The following is a 15,588-nucleotide window of genomic DNA, read 5'->3' as shown; positions in this document are numbered from 1 at the left end:
ATCAATTTAATATTTATCGATAGCAATATAATTAAACACAAAAGATATTTAGTTCTAATACTAAATTCTCATATTTTACAACTAGATTATAAATTATTATAGCACTAATCTATAGAAAAAAAACCTATGCAATTAAACATCACTACATTCATTCAAAAACAACTTAAAGAAATTATAGATCAAGCTGTTGTATCAGGCAAAATTAATCCCGAAGAACTGCGAATGATTATCATTTCGCCTACTACAAATTTCGATGTACTTAAAGTAACTTATAACAATGAGTGGGATGAATATTATTATGGTACCGGATATAGTAGTGATGCTGCAGATATTGGTACAATTTCAATATCAGATTGGTTAGATATTGCCGATAAAGCTTTTGAAAAAAGAGAAGAATTAGATATTGCTTTTATTGATCAGGCAACTGAACAGGATAAAAAATATACAAAAATAAAGCCTGCGCTTACTTTTAATCATGTATCTGATCAATTGTATAAGAGTTACCTAATATGTTTACGAGAAGAATTGATTTCTCAAATTGAAAGTGCTATACAAAAAGTCGCTACTTCTTATACTCAAAAAGATTTCAAACATGTTGTAGGTTTTGTGACACATAAACTTACTTTTAAACAGGATGATAATGTGAGAATATTGGCTTTTAACCATCCAAATGGTTCGGGTCCTTTTTATAATGTGATGCTTACCTTACCCAAATCAAAATTAACCTATCCCTATCTAAAATTTTATGACACTGGTTTTTATTTGTTTTATCCAGAAAGTAATATCTATGAAGGTCCTGAAGCAGAAAGCAATATATACACCTATGATATCAAAAACATCGAGTATGGTTTTGTACAATCTAAAGAAAGAGAAAAAGCAATTTTTAGATTAACCGATGAATTTGAAGATTGGAAACTAGATGGAGGCCATATCGAAGAAGAAGAAGGTGATTTATCAGAAGAAGCTTTTTTTAGTGCCTTTGACAAATTTATGATACGGTTTCCGGATAAAATAATAGATTCTTTGCAGGTTCCTGATCCTATCCATAACGAATCCGACTTTACAAAATGGCTAAACACTATACAAAAGCATAATCTGGATATCCCATACAAAGCAAAAGAAAAGCTTTATGACTATGGTGAAGAAGCTTTTAGAAAAACAATAGCACTTTTACCCGATACCAATAAAAACTATTCAGATTTCCAAAAATTCTTAACCGCCAGGTTATTTTCTGAAGGGCGATATGAAGAATCAACAGCAATCCTTACATCTATAAAACAACTATCAGATCATTATAAAGTACATCTGTTAGAAAATCTATATTTCCTTAACTGCAAAGAAGAATTTGATGAGTGTTATGATTCTATAGAAAACAAAAGTGCTAAAAAAGATGCATTATTGCCAAAGTGGTTATTTGATATTCGACTATATCAAGATCAGAAAGATGAGCTTAATAAGTTGAAAGATGAACTTATTTCTTTTATGTCAGAAAATAACGGGTATTCTTCGGCAAGCAGAGCGGCTATAGCATTAACCCATTTATATACGGTTCTTGGAGAAAAAGAAAATGCGTTATACTGTTTTCAGAACATTTCCTTTTCTAGTACTATTCACAATACACTATTTAAAAAAGAGTTTACAGATTCTCCATATATGCTTCAAGCATATGATGATTATTTAGCAAAAAAGAAAGAAAAAGAAGATTTTAAATCCAAAGTAAAAGTATCTTCTCTTGTTATCCCAGAAAAAAATAAACAAGTAATAGAAAAAGTACCTTATGAAGATAGTTATTACCTAACTCATAAAATCAAAGATGTTAATCTAAATTGGGCTGTACCTATTAGCAAAAATAAATTCGTCGCGGTAAATGGCGATAAAGAACTTTTTACAGCAGAAATAACAAATACTCATGAGGTAGTAAAACATAGTATCATCGAGTTAGATAAGAAAAAAAGGTACCACTATTCTTACCATAATGAAGTAGTATATATATCAGATTATGATAGAGGAATTGTAAGATATCAAATCCGGGGAAATACTATTATTCCTATAGAAGGTAGTATTAGAAATACTAAAAAAGTGCCTAAATATGGTAATCTCAATATTTCAGATGGTCATTTGTATGTTTGCAATAATGAGTATCTCGAAATTTTTGATCTTTCTACTCCTGATGCGCCCCCGATTTCTTCAGATGTATTTATAGAAAGCGGATATAGCCTTCATATTAACGATAACCTACTAGTTGTGGGGGCTGGTGCTGGCTTAGTTCTACTATTAGATATCCAAGATAAAAGTAATCCTACACATTTATCCAGTATTATAGAAGATAAGACTCCTGGTAATATGCATGTAGAGTTTTTTGAACATTATATGGTTACCCGATCTGTGATAGATATAAGTAACCCTGCTGACCCGAAATTTGTTTGTCATAACTGGGATGACCTTGCTCCTATTTACTATTTTTCAGAAAAACCCAATATATTATTATGTAGTACAGGTGATGAATTTTTGTTTACCACGCTTTCTAAAGAAGATAATGGTAAAATTTCACTCGTTAATTGGTTAGAAAGTCTAAACAAGGAAAATTTATATTACGAACGATTAACCTATAACATAGCTACAATGTATGATGAAGATATTGTTATAGGTTTTACTCAATATGATATCTGTATTTTAGAAAAAGACAAAAACCTTACTCAGCAGAAACAGGAATTTGATGTTCAGGATATATTAGAAAATATGGCTATTGAGTGTTTCGAGCATTTAGTAGAACATCATCCCGATTTTAGTATTGGAAAAGTAATTCTGGAGCACAGACCTGATTATGGATCGATATCACTTTCTTTTCAGGAATGCTCAAGTCCTGCAATAGTATCTGGTTTTCATGAGGGATCTGAACTTCCTATGGTCTATTCAGAATTTAACATTTATCCATATTTCTCTGATACTTTGGATATTAATTTTGATCCCCAGATCATGAAAATAAATTATGATCTAAATCGTGTCATGGATAAAATCATCTCGAATGATCGTTTTAATACAATAACTTCAAAACATGTTTCGATACTTATAAATAATGAGTCCAGGTATTTAGAATTCCCCAATCATAACTGGAATCCTTATCGCGAAATCAGTTCGTCGCAAGATCCAGAAACTGTTAAAGATATTATACTTAGCAATAATGATAATCTGATTAAACAATTAGAAAACAGAATGGTTGATGAAGAAGGTGTTTTTGAAGAATTACTACAGCTAATCAATCCAAAAAAGCCAAAAGATAACGCTAAAAACCTTCTTGCCTCTTCTGATAACAACAAAATAACATTGACATATATTCACGGACCAGTTTTTGAGCCAAAACAAAAAGAAGGTGATTCTTCGACTGCTATTCGAAGATTAAAAGCTCAGGTCCTTCAAATCATTACTTCTCATCCCGACAGAAAAATTGTTAAAAATATCATGTTGAATGGTGCAAAATACAGTATTCCAAAGCCTGTATTAGAAAAAACACCAGCTGTTCTGAACATAAAAGATGGATACATATCAATCCTGGTAAATAATGGATATGGTCTTTGGGATGAATTTGCCGAAGATCCTGAAATTAAAACATTCTTATTAGATATTTTAGATACGCTAAATGATGAATCTCTAATAGCAAAGCTGGCCTATCGCTATAAAATACATTCTCATAAATCTATCTATAATTATATCAAAAAATTGTTAACCGATACGCATGATATTCTTGATTATTATAACTATATCGGAGATAGCCATAGAAGTATAATAAACATCTCTAAACTCCCCTTGATTGCCATAAGACCATTTGAAAAGGAATTATTAGAAATTTTTGAGCAATTTGAATCTGACACTGATATAGAACAAAATCATCGTATAAAAAATATGATCATACCGGTATGCGATATGCTTATTAAATTAGGGCACGAAAAATTTCCAGATAAATTGATTTCTAAAGCAAATTCTGCTAAAAAGCGTAATGAGAAATATGATGACGATCTTTTTGCAGATGATGATTATGAAAACGAAGAAACATTCTTGTTACAATTATATCGAAAACAACAGGTAAAACGTATACTACAAAGTTTTAAATCTGAAGAAGAAAAACCTATTTGGGATAATACCATAGAAGCTGAGCCATATAAAAAATCATGGTATACCACTATAGATGTATTATTTGAACAGGGAGAATACATTTATGGAGAGGATTTTAAGCATATGTTCATCCATAAACTATCGAGAAATATCGCCAAAGATGAAAATTATGACCATGACAGATTATTAGCTTTTAACTTCATTCATTACACCTACAAACATATTCAGAAAAGACCAGAACTAGCGAGTATGGCAGAAATTATTGTCGAAGCTATCGCCGATAACAAAGACAAATTCTCTGAAGAAATTGATTTATACAACATCAAAGAAAAAAGTAAGTTTGCACTGCTTCAGGCGGCCTGGAATGATTTAAAAAATAAAGACCTCGAATTGGCAGAGAAAAAAGGAGATGCTATTCTAAAAATAGACCCAGAATTTGGTCAGGTGTATTTTTTAAAAGCACGCCTACTTTGGTTAAAAGAGGGAATTCCTACATATCTCGAAAAACAAGAGGAGTATATCAAAAAAGCGTCTCATGATGCTGCAACACTCGCACGGTTATACAATCTTACAGGTTGTGCATTAGATGTCGAAAAACGTTATGAAGAAGCATTACCTTATTTTAAAAACGCTGCGCTAACCGCCACCAATGAACCTATGTACCTCGCCAATATTGCAGAGATATATTATAAACTTAAAAACCCAAAAGAAGCCTTAAACTATGTACAAAAAGCTAAACAAAATGGACATTCTTCAGAAATGATGGACGAGATCTCTACCAATAAAGGAATAATCAATGATGTAGAAGATGAGTCTAACAAGTAATTGTCCGGGTGATGAGTCTGTTTCAACAATTAAACAAATTAACATATCATTAATACATGGATTTTAAAAAAAGTTCTCTATACTAGAGGGGTTAAAATGGGATAAAATATTTGGTTATTAAAGAAATTCTAATGTTAAACAATCATTATTTCAAATTAATTGTATCGTCTTTTATATTTTATTTTAATTATAAACTCTCATATTTGTAATTAAATCGATAATCATAGATTATCAATAAAACTAACCTATAGTGATAAGAAGTGTGTGTATTTATCACTAAAATCAAATCAAGTATTTATGAAAACAAAAATCTTAATTTTACTAAGCATATTTGCTTTAGGAACTTCTATTGATGCTCAAGCACAGAAATTGAAGAAATTTGGTGGTTTAACCGAAAAAAAGATAGGCCCAAAAACTATAAAGGTGCCTTATACAGATGTTGTAACATATCTTGGATATGCTGCACCTGGTAATGAAGACGAAGTAAAAGATGGTAAGAAATTTTATTACATCTATGTTTGGATTCCTGCTGTGGCTCCAGAACTTGGTATAAGAATGATGTCTCCTGTAGGTAAAAACAAAATAAAAGGAGCTACTGCATCTGCTGCATATACAGAAAATGCAAGTTCTAGTGATTTCTTTGATACTTATATTACGCTAGAGCGTTCTGATATCATAAGCAAGGATAAAATTACCGGAGAAGCTGTAAAAAGTGCTAAATGGACTGTTCTAGAACGTAATGATGACAGTAGCGAAATGCCTAAGCAGCCTAGTGGAAGTAGTTACAATTCGCTATTAAGATATAAAAGTGAAGTTGGTGACCCTCTTAAAGCATTAACTGCCGGACTATACCGTATTGGATTTACCACATACAAAACTGGCGAAGTAAAAGGTACTTTCTTAGCTCAGGTTGCTGCTCCTATCAAATTACCAGGAGTAATAATGGCCAAAACTATCGAAGAGTTAAAAAAAGGATAATATATAAATCCTAATGTAATGAGCACACACTTGCGGTTATTCCCATATATTCCTTAAAAGAATATATGGGAATATTTGTTTTCATCTATATGGCTATACAGGTAGTTTAGATTTCATTTTTTCTACAATATTATATGCTGCAGGGCAAATTGCCACGTTTTTCAACGTCAAATTAGATATCTGTTGAAATTTTTTACGATCTGTATGAGGGTACTCTCGACATGCTTTTGGTCTTACTTCATAAATCGCACAGTAATTATCGGTCCCAAGAAAAGTGCACGGAGTTTGTTGCAATATCAAGTCTCCATCCTCATCTGTTCTTAGGTATTGTTCTTCAAATCGTCTAGGCTTAATTTTTAAAAATTTTGAAATTCGATCTACATCTTTATCCGTAAATAACGGCCCTGTAGTTTTGCAGCAATTAGCACATTCTAAACAATCTGTGTTGCTAAACTCTTCATCATGTAACTCCTGCATGATATAATCCAGTTGTTTAGGCGCTTTTTTTTTAAGTTTAGTAAAGAACTTTTTGTTCTCGTTATGTTTATCTTTGGCCAGTTTTGGTAATTGGTCTATGAATTCTTGCATAGTACAAAAGTAAGACTTTTGAGAGTTTTGATTACCAAATATTGTTTCCTATAATCACAAACTGTACCTCATGAATAAAGATATCTTCGGAAAAGCCATCAAAGATTTTTACAATAAAAAATATACCGAAGACATTATCGTACAGGCAAATGATTTTGATGATGATCATATCCCTATTCCTTACCTGTTTAGAGAGTATCCCGAAATGCCCAAAATAGAACAAAAGGCATTAGAGCTTTCATACGGAAAAGTACTAGACGTAGGTTGCGGTGCCGGAAGCCATAGTTTGTTTCTTCAAAATAATCAAAAGTTAGATGTTAAAGCTATAGATATTTCTGAAGGTGCCATAGAAATCTGTAAAAAAAGAGGAGTACATCATGCAGCGGTACAAGATATGTATGATCATAGTGATGCTACATACGATACCATACTATTATTAATGAATGGTAGTGGTATTATTGGTACCCTGGATCATATTGATCGGTTTTTTACTCATGCTAAAACACTTCTTGCTCCCGGAGGTCAAATTTTAATGGATTCATCAGATATTTCCTACCTTTTTCAGGATGAAGACGGAGGCTTTTGGGTAGATGCCTCTGCCGGTTATTATGGAGAAATGCAATATAAATTAAAATATAAAAAACAAGAATCAGAATGGTTTGATTGGTTATATATTGATTATAATACACTTCAAAACGCTGCAAATGCCAACGGTTTACTTTCAGAATTAATAGTTGAAGGAGAAAATAATGATTACCTGGCCAGATTTACCTTAGCATAATAGTAAAAATCTTTATCATAACATTGATGGTACAATCTTTGTGGCAAAAAAACCATTTAACACAAGAAAGTTAAACTAGAAATAAGACACGATGTAAATTCGTTTACTTACAGTTATAACCTCTTAAAAAAGAAATCCTGTGCAAATAACAAAGCTCTTTGGTTACTTGTTAATCTCTTCTTTTATTCTTATTGGATGTTCTGACGATGACGATAACACCCTTGTTTCAAATGCTTTACAAGCAAACAACAAAAAACCTCTGGGTAGCTCTGCAAATGATTTGCTAAGTGCAACCAATTTTAATAGCCTAACTATTGAGATCGTAGCTGTGCAAGGATTCGAACCTACCTCACAAGCAATACAAGGGTTTAGAGAATTTTTACAAGATCGCTTATTTAAACCCGACGGAGTTACCATTACGCAACGTTCTATACCTTCTTCTGGTAAGGCCCCTTTTTCTATTGAAGAGGTAGCAGAAATCGAAAATACTACCAGAACACTGTTTAATAAAGAAGATGATATCACTGTATATGTATATTTTGCAGATGGAAGTAAAGAAAATGACACCAATGAGCAAGTAACTTTAGGTTCTGCGTACCTAAATACCTCGATAGTAATCTATGAAGGTACATTACGTGCATTAAGCATAAGGCCAAATTCTCCTTCTCTTAGCGCCATAGAAACCGCTACGCTAAACCATGAATTTTCTCATCTATTGGGACTGGTAAATCTGGGTACTCCTTTACAATCTGAGCATGAAGATCCAGATGCAAGTAACCACTGTAATGTATCAAACTGTTTGATGGAAGCTGCAATAGAATTTGGTAGCGGGATGATGGGAATGGGTAACGTAATCCCGGAACTAGATGCCCAATGTATTGCCGATCTGCAAGCAAATGGAGGAAAATAAAATAAGAAAGCACCACCTTTTATACTGATGATGCTTTCCCGAAAAAAATCACTGGCATTCCTAATACGCTAATCTTTCTCTTTTTTAATCTGCTTATACTTTTTGTTGAACTATAGAATCTGCCAATTTTACTAGTGAAAATGCTCCTATAGCCATCACTATATCTCTTACAGCTACATCAATATAATGCCCACTAAATAGAAGAGTTAACGCTATCGCCAATAACCATCCCATAACTACATATCCACCTATCCTGGGGCGATAAAGCACTAAAATACCTGCTATAATTTCGATCACTCCCACAATACTCATAAACGTTTTAGCTTCAAAAGGTAATATAGCTGCAAATCCAGAAGAAATATACTGGCTCCAGTCTGTAAGTATATTAATAAATTTATCTAATCCCGCAACTATAGGTACAAGGCCGTAGGTATATTTTAGTAGTATAAAAACCGTCTTAATCTGCGAATCCATAATTTCATTTTTTTTGTTATTCGGTTTTTAGATAAAAAAATCATTTTTTGGTTACAAAGTTTTGTAACTTTTTATGCAGTTTTTCATCTAAGCTATAAATAACAAGCTATGGAACCTATCAAAATCAATGATTATAAAACTCATAAAATATCAGATTCTGATGTAATATATCGTATTCATGCCGGAGAAAAAGAGTTGTATGAAATCTTGCTAAGAAGAAATAATCAAAAACTATATCGAGTTATCCGAAGTTATATAAATGATCTTGCAGAAATCGAAGACATCATGCAAAACACCTATTTAAAAGCCTACGAAAAACTCTACCAGTTTAAGCACAACTCACAATTTTCTACCTGGTTGATTCGAATTGGAATAAACGAAACTCTAGCTCGATTAAAAACAAAAGGAAAATATCTTAATCTATATAAATCTGAAAATAGCGTATCGAATGATGTTGTTCTCGAGATTCCTGACACAGAACAATTAAATCCCGAAAAAAAAATGATACGACAAGAAGCAAAGCAGATCTTAGAAAAAACTATTGATCTATTAGATGTAAAATACCGAACCGTTTATGTTCTTAGAGAAATTGAAGGGATGAGTATGGCCGAAATATCAGATTGTTTAGGATTAACGGTTTCTAATGTAAAGGTGCGTCTGCATCGTGCTAAAGATATGATTAGAGAAGAACTCTATGATCTCTCTCAGGATACCGATATCTTCGAATTTGGATTTAGTAAATGCGATACCATTGTAGATAAAGTAATGAATGCTATCTAATACACCTTTTCTCCATCAATATAAGTAGCTTTCACTTTTATATTTGGGATTTGATCTTCATCAATTTCCATAATATTATCTTCAAGGATTACAAAATCTGCAAATTTACCTGCAGTTATACTTCCTTTTTCATATTCTTCAAAATTACTGTAAGCTGCCCAAAGCGTCATTCCTTTTAGGGTTTCTTCCCGACTAAGAGCATTTTCTTTTTGAAAACCACCTTCTGGGTATTGCTTTAGATCTTTTCGTGCTACTGCTGCATAAAAAGTATAGAACGGACTCACATGCTCTACAGGGTAATCTGTACCCAAAGCAATTCTACCTGTTTTTTCTAATAATTTTTTATATGCATATGCTCCTTTTATACGTTCTTCTCCTAATCGTTCATCTGCCCAATACATATCACTTGTAGCATGAGTTGGCTGTACACTCATAACCAGATTATTATTAAGGATTTCAAATTCTTCTGGAGCCACTACCTGGGCATGCTCTACCCTCCATCTTCTATCTGATTTATTTTGAAGCACATCATAATACGTTTTCATGACTACTGCATTAGCCGAGTCCCCAATAGCATGAGTATTCATCTGAAAAGGTGATCCTGCCAATCGTTTTGCCAGAGTTTTAAACTCATCATTTCCTATGACCATAGCTCCATAATGATTTTCCTTATCTGCATATGGTCGCTTTAATGTAGCTCCTCTAGACCCTAATGCCCCATCTGCATATACTTTGAAAGAAGAAACATTTAACTTATCTGTTTTATGTACCCCATTCTTTAGATAATGATCTACATATTCGGGTACATTACTTACCATAGCATACATCCTGATTTTAAGTTCATTTATTTTCTGTAAGCTATCTACTAGTGTAATTACCTTGGGACTCAATCCTGCATCATCTACGGTAGTTAAACCATACCCAAAATTAATTTTCTCGGCATCTTTTAAAGCCTGTATTTGCTCTTGTACTGTAGGTTTAGGAATAATTGCACTAATCAATCCCATAGGGTTATCGATTAATACACCTGTTAGTTTTCCATCTTTTTGAAGTATCTCTCCCCCTTCTACTTTGGTACTTACAGTAATTTTAGCCAGATCTAATGCTTTTTGATTTGCGATCATTGCATGGCCATCTACTCGGGTTACTGCAACAGGAGTATTAGGAAACAAGCTATCTAATTTTTCTTTGGTCGGAAATTCTTTTACCTCCCAATCATTTTGGTCCCATCCTCGTCCCGTAATAAACGATACATTTTTTTCTTTCTGAAAAGCTACAATCCTATCCAATACTTCTGCATAACTTTTGGTTCCCATCAGGTCTACTTTTTGCTGTTGTAATCCAAGACCATAAAAATGACAATGCGCATCAATCAATCCAGGTACTATTGTTTTTCCTCCTGCATCCAAAGTATTAGCTGTTGTATATCCTTTTAAGATCTCATCATTACTCCCTACAGCAATAAATCTTCCCTCCTTTATAGCAAATGCCTCTGCTTTTGGATTCGTATCCTCTACAGTATATACATTTGCATTAATAACCAATAAGTCTACTTCAATCGGTTTCTTGCAAGAAAAAAGTAATACAATACTAACTAATAGTAAGAATGATCTTTTCATTATTGTCGAGTTTTTAAAGCTCTAAATGTAAATATATCTTATGGGTGTAGTGGTTAAGGTTTTCTTAATATAATAAGAATCCTACTCTAAACCGTGATCGTACTCAAATTCATAAAAACTGTTAAGAATTGTCTCATTTCATAAAAATGAGACCGTTTGATCCCAAAACTCACGATTTATTCATAAAAGGAAACAATATTTTTGAGATAGCAATACAATCTCATCATCATAAAAGAATCAATCAAAAAACGAATAGAGATACTACTATAGGCTATACCTTAAAAACAAATTTATGAATACAAACTTACCAAAGGATCATGCTTCAATACAATATTATGATAGTGATTACCCTTCAGAAGAACATTCTGTTTTTTCTAAAAACTTCGATGACACTGTGTCCTCACAAGGTCTTAAACATGATGTCGATCGTTTTCTTGATTTTGTAACAAAAAACAATGGAGAGATTCTCGAATTATGTTGCGGGTCTGGCCGTGTAACCATACCATTGGCCAAAGCAGGTCATCGAGTTACCGGAGTTGATAACTCTAGAGGTATATTAGAACAATTTGAACATAATTTACAAAGAGAAAATGAAAACATCCGCCAAAACATACAACTAGTAGAACAAGACATAACGCTATTAAACCTGGATAAAACAGACTATAAATTGGCAATATGTGCGTTTAATAGCCTCATGTGTATTCCTGATTTTGATAGTCAATGTAAGGCCTTATCTAGTATTTATAATCATATGTCTAAAGGTGGACTAGTGGTAATAGACCTTATGAATCCATTTATTTTAAACCTATCTGGCGATGCCATACCTAAACCATTTTTTACAAGAAAAAATTCTCACACCGGTAATTCGTATACAAGATTTGCAGCATCTGGGCCTATGAATGAAGACCAGATTCAGGAATTATATGGCTGGTATGATGAAATTTTTCCCGATGGCACAGTAAAACGTAAAAACTATAGTATGAAATGGCGTATTATATTTCCATTTGAAATCAAACTAATGCTTAAACAAGTCGGGTTTAACATAAAAACTATAGAAGGTGGTCATCAAAAAGAACCTTATACTACTGATGCTAAGAAAATGTTTATTGTAGCAGAGAAATAAGGAATTGGGGCGTACCAAAAGTTGTACTATATACTACTAATAATCTAAATGATACACAAGAGAAAATACATGAAATATAAATATATTACCCTATACATTATTTTGATATTCAATTATTCTTTGATCGCACAATCTAAAGTTTCAGGTGTTGAAACCACTACATATTTTGAATTTCATAATAACTTCTGGATTAATCTTCATTTTTATTTGTATGAAACTGCTGCGGCATCGTATAAAAAACCATTAGATAAGGTGGTTAAAAAAGAGGTTTGGCAAAAACTTAGTCAAAAAGAAAAAGTAGTTTTTCAAAAAACCATAACCTATTATAAAGATCATATAGATTTAAAAAATCATTTCAATCAGGAATTGATAGGGTTTAGAAAATGGATCACTAACTATAATGAGCAGGACGTACTTCCTGAATCAGAGTTTGAAATTCTTTTTATAAAAAACCTCAACGAATTTAAACCAATCTATAGTACTCACTTTTGGAAAACTCATCGACAAATCAACACAGATAAGTTACAGGAGAATATTGATCTTATCAAAAAAACAGAAAATATTGTCATTTCTCGAATGGCAAAAATAGCTCAGGTAAAATGGCAGGATACCAAAATACGCATTGATCTTTCGATAAAAAGTCCGGGAGGTGGTGCTTTTACACTAAGTAGAGTCCCTAGTTCTATTGTATTAAGTACTGTTGCCAATTATCCAGAAATAGCAGGCGATTGGGTAGAAACCTTATTTCACGAAGCAAGCCATACTGTAATAAAAGGACGAAAAGGAGCCATCGCAGAAAGTATAAATAGCGTAAGTGAGAAGCTAAAAGTAGAGCCTCCAAAAAATTTATGGCATGCCATATTATTCTATACAGCAGGTAAAGTAAGCCAGGAAGCATTTTTAGAACAAGGAATTAATGAGTATACCTTATATATGGATCGTGAGAATGTTTTTAGTTTTTATCAGCATGCTATACACAAGTATTTTCCTCCTTATCTAACTAATGAAGTGGATTTAGATATTGCAATAGAAAACATAATTAATTCTATATCCGATAAGTTAGAACTTGCTAGAACAATTACTATGTTTAATACAGCATTTAAAGAAGGTAATATTACAAAACTCGAGAACTTGATAACCGATAATTATCTACATACCAACGGAACATCAAAATCAATAGGAAAAACAGCCTGGTTAAAATATTTAAAAAACAGAAAAAAAGATATTGACAACGGTAATTTGATAATTACCAGGTATGAAATGAAAGAAACACAACTCGAGTTATATAATAACTTTGCAATTGTTACTGCAAAAATAATAACTTCAGATATTCGAGATGGAAAACCCAAAGAAAGTCAATATAGAGTATCTCATGTATGGGTAAAAGATAGCAATCTATGGAAACGTGCAGGATTTCATGATAGTAAAATTGAACCGAATTAAAAATAAAAACTTAAATTTCATAAAAATAAAAACATGAAGATCAGGTACTACAAATTGCACTATATCTTAATCCTAGCTGTATGTTTTAGCTCGAGTTGTAATTCTCAGAAAACTCAGCAACAATTAGATACACAAACCATCTTAAATAAAAGTATAAAAACATACGACCCCAATAATCATTGGCCGATAACAAATTTCAAAATTCATATACAAGAACCTCGTTTATCCAACCCTCACCGGTATTCTATCTTAAAAATGAATAATAATGATCATAGCTTTGAATTAAAAAGAAATAGAGATCAGCATATATCTACACATATAATAGATGAAAAAGGAATCTCAACAACACTACTTGACGGAGAGGTTAATACCGATAGCACTCAAATAAAAAAATATAGACTACAACCAGAAAGAAACCCAAATTATCAAAAGTTTTATCAGCATTTAATTGGCTTACCTATGTCTCTAAACAAAGCCGCAGTCGATACTTTTGGTAAAACAAGTAAAACTGTATTTAATGATACAGATAGTTATAAAATCGAACTTGTATTAAAAGAAGAAATATTTTCTAAGCACTGGAATGTATTTATTTCTCAAAAAGATTATACCCTATTAGGTATCGAAATTGTATTTCCTGATGACCCTACAAAAGGAGAACGCCTTTATTTTTCTGGTGAGATTATCATTGAAGGAGTCAAAATCCCAAGAATACGACATTGGCACGAATATGATACCGATGCGTATTCGGGATCTGATATCATAGTGAAAGAAATAGTTCGAAATAAGTAAATGTATGAGTAGGATATATGATTTGAAAGAAAAATTAAGCTCCAGAGGATATATTGGGATTTTCATTCTACGAATTTTTGTGAGTTTGCGTTTGTTATATGGAGTAATAGACAATATCGTTAGTTGGGAACGAATGATAGAATTTTCTGGTTTCCTTCATATCAACGGTTTTCCTTTTCCCGTAATTAGTGCTATCCTATCTGTGTATATACAAGCTATAGGAGCGCTATTGATTCTTATCGGTTATCATATACGGTTAGCTTCACTAGTTCTGGTTATAAACTTTATAATTGCGGTACTGGTACATATACGTCTTGGTGATAGCATTGAAGCCACCACACCAGCGTTGGCTATATTATTCTGTTGCCTTGCTTTTATCTTTACAGGAGCAGATAAGCTATCTATAAGTAAACCTTAAACTCTAAAAAAATAGATGAGCAATATTTGGGATAAAATTCAATCTGAATTAGAAAATACTTCAGAGCCAATTGCAAAGAAAATTTTAGATCGATACCAAAAACAATGCAAGGACTTAGCAGATGTTTTAAGTATTGTACTGAGTAAAAAGCTTTCTGATGATCTTATAACGTCTAGCGAGTTAGCTGCTATTTTTAATGAGATACTCATCAACAATACAGGACTAAAAGATATTTTTAAACGAGATCTCACCTCTTATTTCGAAAGAGATTTTGCGTGTACTCATTATTTTGAAGTATTGTTCTTTTTTAGAGGATACCAAGCATTACAAGCATATCGATTTTCTCATGAACTATTCAAAAAAGGAAATTCAACAACTGCCAAATGGTTACAAAACAGAATTTTTGAAACCTATGCTATCGATATACATCCTGCTGCAAAAATTGGTAAAGGCTTGGTAATAGATCATGGGATAGGTGTTGTTATAGGAGAGACCTGTGAAATTGAAGATGATGTATTTATGTTTCATAATGTTACCTTGGGCGGTACTGGAAAAACAGAAGGAAAAAGGCATCCAAAAATCGGTTCTAACGTAGTTATCGGAGCAGGCGCTACGGTATTAGGAAATATAACTATAGGAGCACATTCTAATATTGCCGCCGGAGCTGTAGTTCTAAAAGATACAGCACCCGGCATTACAGTCGCAGGGATACCAGCAAAACCTAAAGGGAAAGCAAATAAAATACAATAA

Annotated in this window: 13 protein-coding genes; 10 read left to right on the top strand and 3 right to left on the bottom strand. The window is 32.6% G+C overall.

The features are described from left to right. Positions 1-126: 126 nt before the first annotated feature. Together ATO12_RS14100 and ATO12_RS14095 are read left to right on the top strand one after the other, a co-directional pair. Positions 127-4,935 (top strand): tetratricopeptide repeat protein, encoded by a 4,809-nt coding sequence (locus ATO12_RS14100; RefSeq protein ID WP_034242805.1) that lies wholly within the window; start codon positions 127-129, stop codon positions 4,933-4,935. 297 nt (positions 4,936-5,232) lie between these two features. Further along, a complete protein-coding gene (locus tag ATO12_RS14095; RefSeq protein ID WP_034242804.1) occupies positions 5,233-5,913 on the top strand; it encodes a Lipl32 family lipoprotein in 681 nt (226 codons plus the stop codon). A gap of 93 nt (positions 5,914-6,006) precedes the next feature. Here ATO12_RS14095 and ATO12_RS14090 read toward each other — a convergent pair whose 3' ends face one another. Then, on the bottom strand, positions 6,007-6,501 hold the full coding sequence (locus tag ATO12_RS14090; RefSeq protein WP_034242803.1) for a YkgJ family cysteine cluster protein: 495 nt from the start codon (positions 6,499-6,501) through the stop codon (positions 6,007-6,009). Positions 6,502-6,571: 70 nt separating this feature from the next. Here ATO12_RS14090 and ATO12_RS14085 point away from each other — a divergent pair, with 70 nt between their 5' ends. Both ATO12_RS14085 and ATO12_RS14080 read left to right on the top strand, forming a co-directional pair. Next, entirely contained in the window at positions 6,572-7,282 is a 711-nt protein-coding gene (locus ATO12_RS14085) for a class I SAM-dependent methyltransferase (RefSeq protein WP_034242802.1), read from the top strand. Positions 7,283-7,421: 139 nt separating this feature from the next. Further along, positions 7,422-8,192, top strand: a complete 771-nt coding sequence (locus ATO12_RS14080) for a hypothetical protein (protein ID WP_051575849.1) — start codon at positions 7,422-7,424, stop codon at positions 8,190-8,192. A gap of 93 nt (positions 8,193-8,285) precedes the next feature. On the opposite strand, the gene ATO12_RS14075 is transcribed toward ATO12_RS14080, so the two are convergent. Further along, complete coding sequence (locus tag ATO12_RS14075; protein ID WP_034242800.1) at positions 8,286-8,666, bottom strand: hypothetical protein; 381 nt, start codon at positions 8,664-8,666, stop codon at positions 8,286-8,288. 108 nt (positions 8,667-8,774) lie between these two features. Here ATO12_RS14075 and ATO12_RS14070 point away from each other — a divergent pair, with 108 nt between their 5' ends. Further along, on the top strand, positions 8,775-9,446 hold the full coding sequence (locus ATO12_RS14070; RefSeq protein WP_034242799.1) for an RNA polymerase sigma factor: 672 nt from the start codon (positions 8,775-8,777) through the stop codon (positions 9,444-9,446). Here ATO12_RS14070 and ATO12_RS14065 read toward each other — a convergent pair. Continuing rightward, complete coding sequence (locus ATO12_RS14065) at positions 9,443-11,065, bottom strand: amidohydrolase (protein WP_034242798.1); 1,623 nt, start codon at positions 11,063-11,065, stop codon at positions 9,443-9,445. The genes ATO12_RS14070 and ATO12_RS14065 overlap by 4 nt on opposite strands. A gap of 292 nt (positions 11,066-11,357) precedes the next feature. On the opposite strand from ATO12_RS14065, the gene ATO12_RS14060 reads away from it, so the two are divergent. The 5 genes from ATO12_RS14060 (at position 11,358) to cysE (ending at position 15,588) form a co-directional block, all read left to right on the top strand. Next, positions 11,358-12,188: a class I SAM-dependent methyltransferase gene (locus ATO12_RS14060; protein ID WP_034242797.1), complete on the top strand. Its 831-nt coding sequence runs from the start codon at positions 11,358-11,360 to the stop codon at positions 12,186-12,188. A gap of 69 nt (positions 12,189-12,257) precedes the next feature. Beyond that, the gene (locus tag ATO12_RS14055) at positions 12,258-13,631 is read left to right on the top strand and encodes a nuclear transport factor 2 family protein (protein WP_165583383.1); all 1,374 of its coding nucleotides are present in this window, start codon (positions 12,258-12,260) and stop codon (positions 13,629-13,631) included. Positions 13,632-13,664: 33 nt separating this feature from the next. Further along, entirely contained in the window at positions 13,665-14,420 is a 756-nt protein-coding gene (locus tag ATO12_RS14050) for a DUF6503 family protein (protein WP_240486137.1), read from the top strand. A gap of 4 nt (positions 14,421-14,424) precedes the next feature. Then, a complete protein-coding gene (locus ATO12_RS14045) occupies positions 14,425-14,838 on the top strand; it encodes a DoxX family protein (protein ID WP_051575848.1) in 414 nt (137 codons plus the stop codon). A 15-nt stretch (positions 14,839-14,853) separates the two neighbouring features. Further along, positions 14,854-15,588 (top strand): serine O-acetyltransferase, encoded by a 735-nt coding sequence (gene cysE, locus ATO12_RS26595; RefSeq protein ID WP_051575847.1) that lies wholly within the window; start codon positions 14,854-14,856, stop codon positions 15,586-15,588.

This window comes from Aquimarina atlantica, from assembly GCF_000626715.1.
Taxonomy (GTDB): domain Bacteria; phylum Bacteroidota; class Bacteroidia; order Flavobacteriales; family Flavobacteriaceae; genus Aquimarina; species Aquimarina atlantica.
This window is presented reverse-complemented; position numbering and strand designations above follow the sequence as displayed.

Excerpts from the sequence above, each read along its gene's own strand:
- ATO12_RS14050 (WP_240486137.1), top strand. The coding sequence starts at position 13,665 with ATGAAGATCAGGTACTACAAATTGCACTATATCTTAATCCTAGCTGTA.
- ATO12_RS14070 (WP_034242799.1), top strand. The coding sequence starts at position 8,775 with ATGGAACCTATCAAAATCAATGATTATAAAACTCATAAAATATCAGAT.
- ATO12_RS14060 (WP_034242797.1), top strand. The coding sequence starts at position 11,358 with ATGAATACAAACTTACCAAAGGATCATGCTTCAATACAATATTATGAT.
- ATO12_RS14065 (WP_034242798.1), bottom strand. The coding sequence starts at position 11,065 with ATGAAAAGATCATTCTTACTATTAGTTAGTATTGTATTACTTTTTTCT.
- ATO12_RS14095 (WP_034242804.1), top strand. The coding sequence starts at position 5,233 with ATGAAAACAAAAATCTTAATTTTACTAAGCATATTTGCTTTAGGAACT.
- ATO12_RS14045 (WP_051575848.1), top strand. The coding sequence starts at position 14,425 with ATGAGTAGGATATATGATTTGAAAGAAAAATTAAGCTCCAGAGGATAT.
- cysE (WP_051575847.1), top strand. The coding sequence starts at position 14,854 with ATGAGCAATATTTGGGATAAAATTCAATCTGAATTAGAAAATACTTCA.
- ATO12_RS14100 (WP_034242805.1), top strand. The coding sequence starts at position 127 with ATGCAATTAAACATCACTACATTCATTCAAAAACAACTTAAAGAAATT.
- ATO12_RS14085 (WP_034242802.1), top strand. The coding sequence starts at position 6,572 with ATGAATAAAGATATCTTCGGAAAAGCCATCAAAGATTTTTACAATAAA.
- ATO12_RS14090 (WP_034242803.1), bottom strand. The coding sequence starts at position 6,501 with ATGCAAGAATTCATAGACCAATTACCAAAACTGGCCAAAGATAAACAT.
- ATO12_RS14075 (WP_034242800.1), bottom strand. The coding sequence starts at position 8,666 with ATGGATTCGCAGATTAAGACGGTTTTTATACTACTAAAATATACCTAC.
- ATO12_RS14055 (WP_165583383.1), top strand. The coding sequence starts at position 12,258 with ATGAAATATAAATATATTACCCTATACATTATTTTGATATTCAATTAT.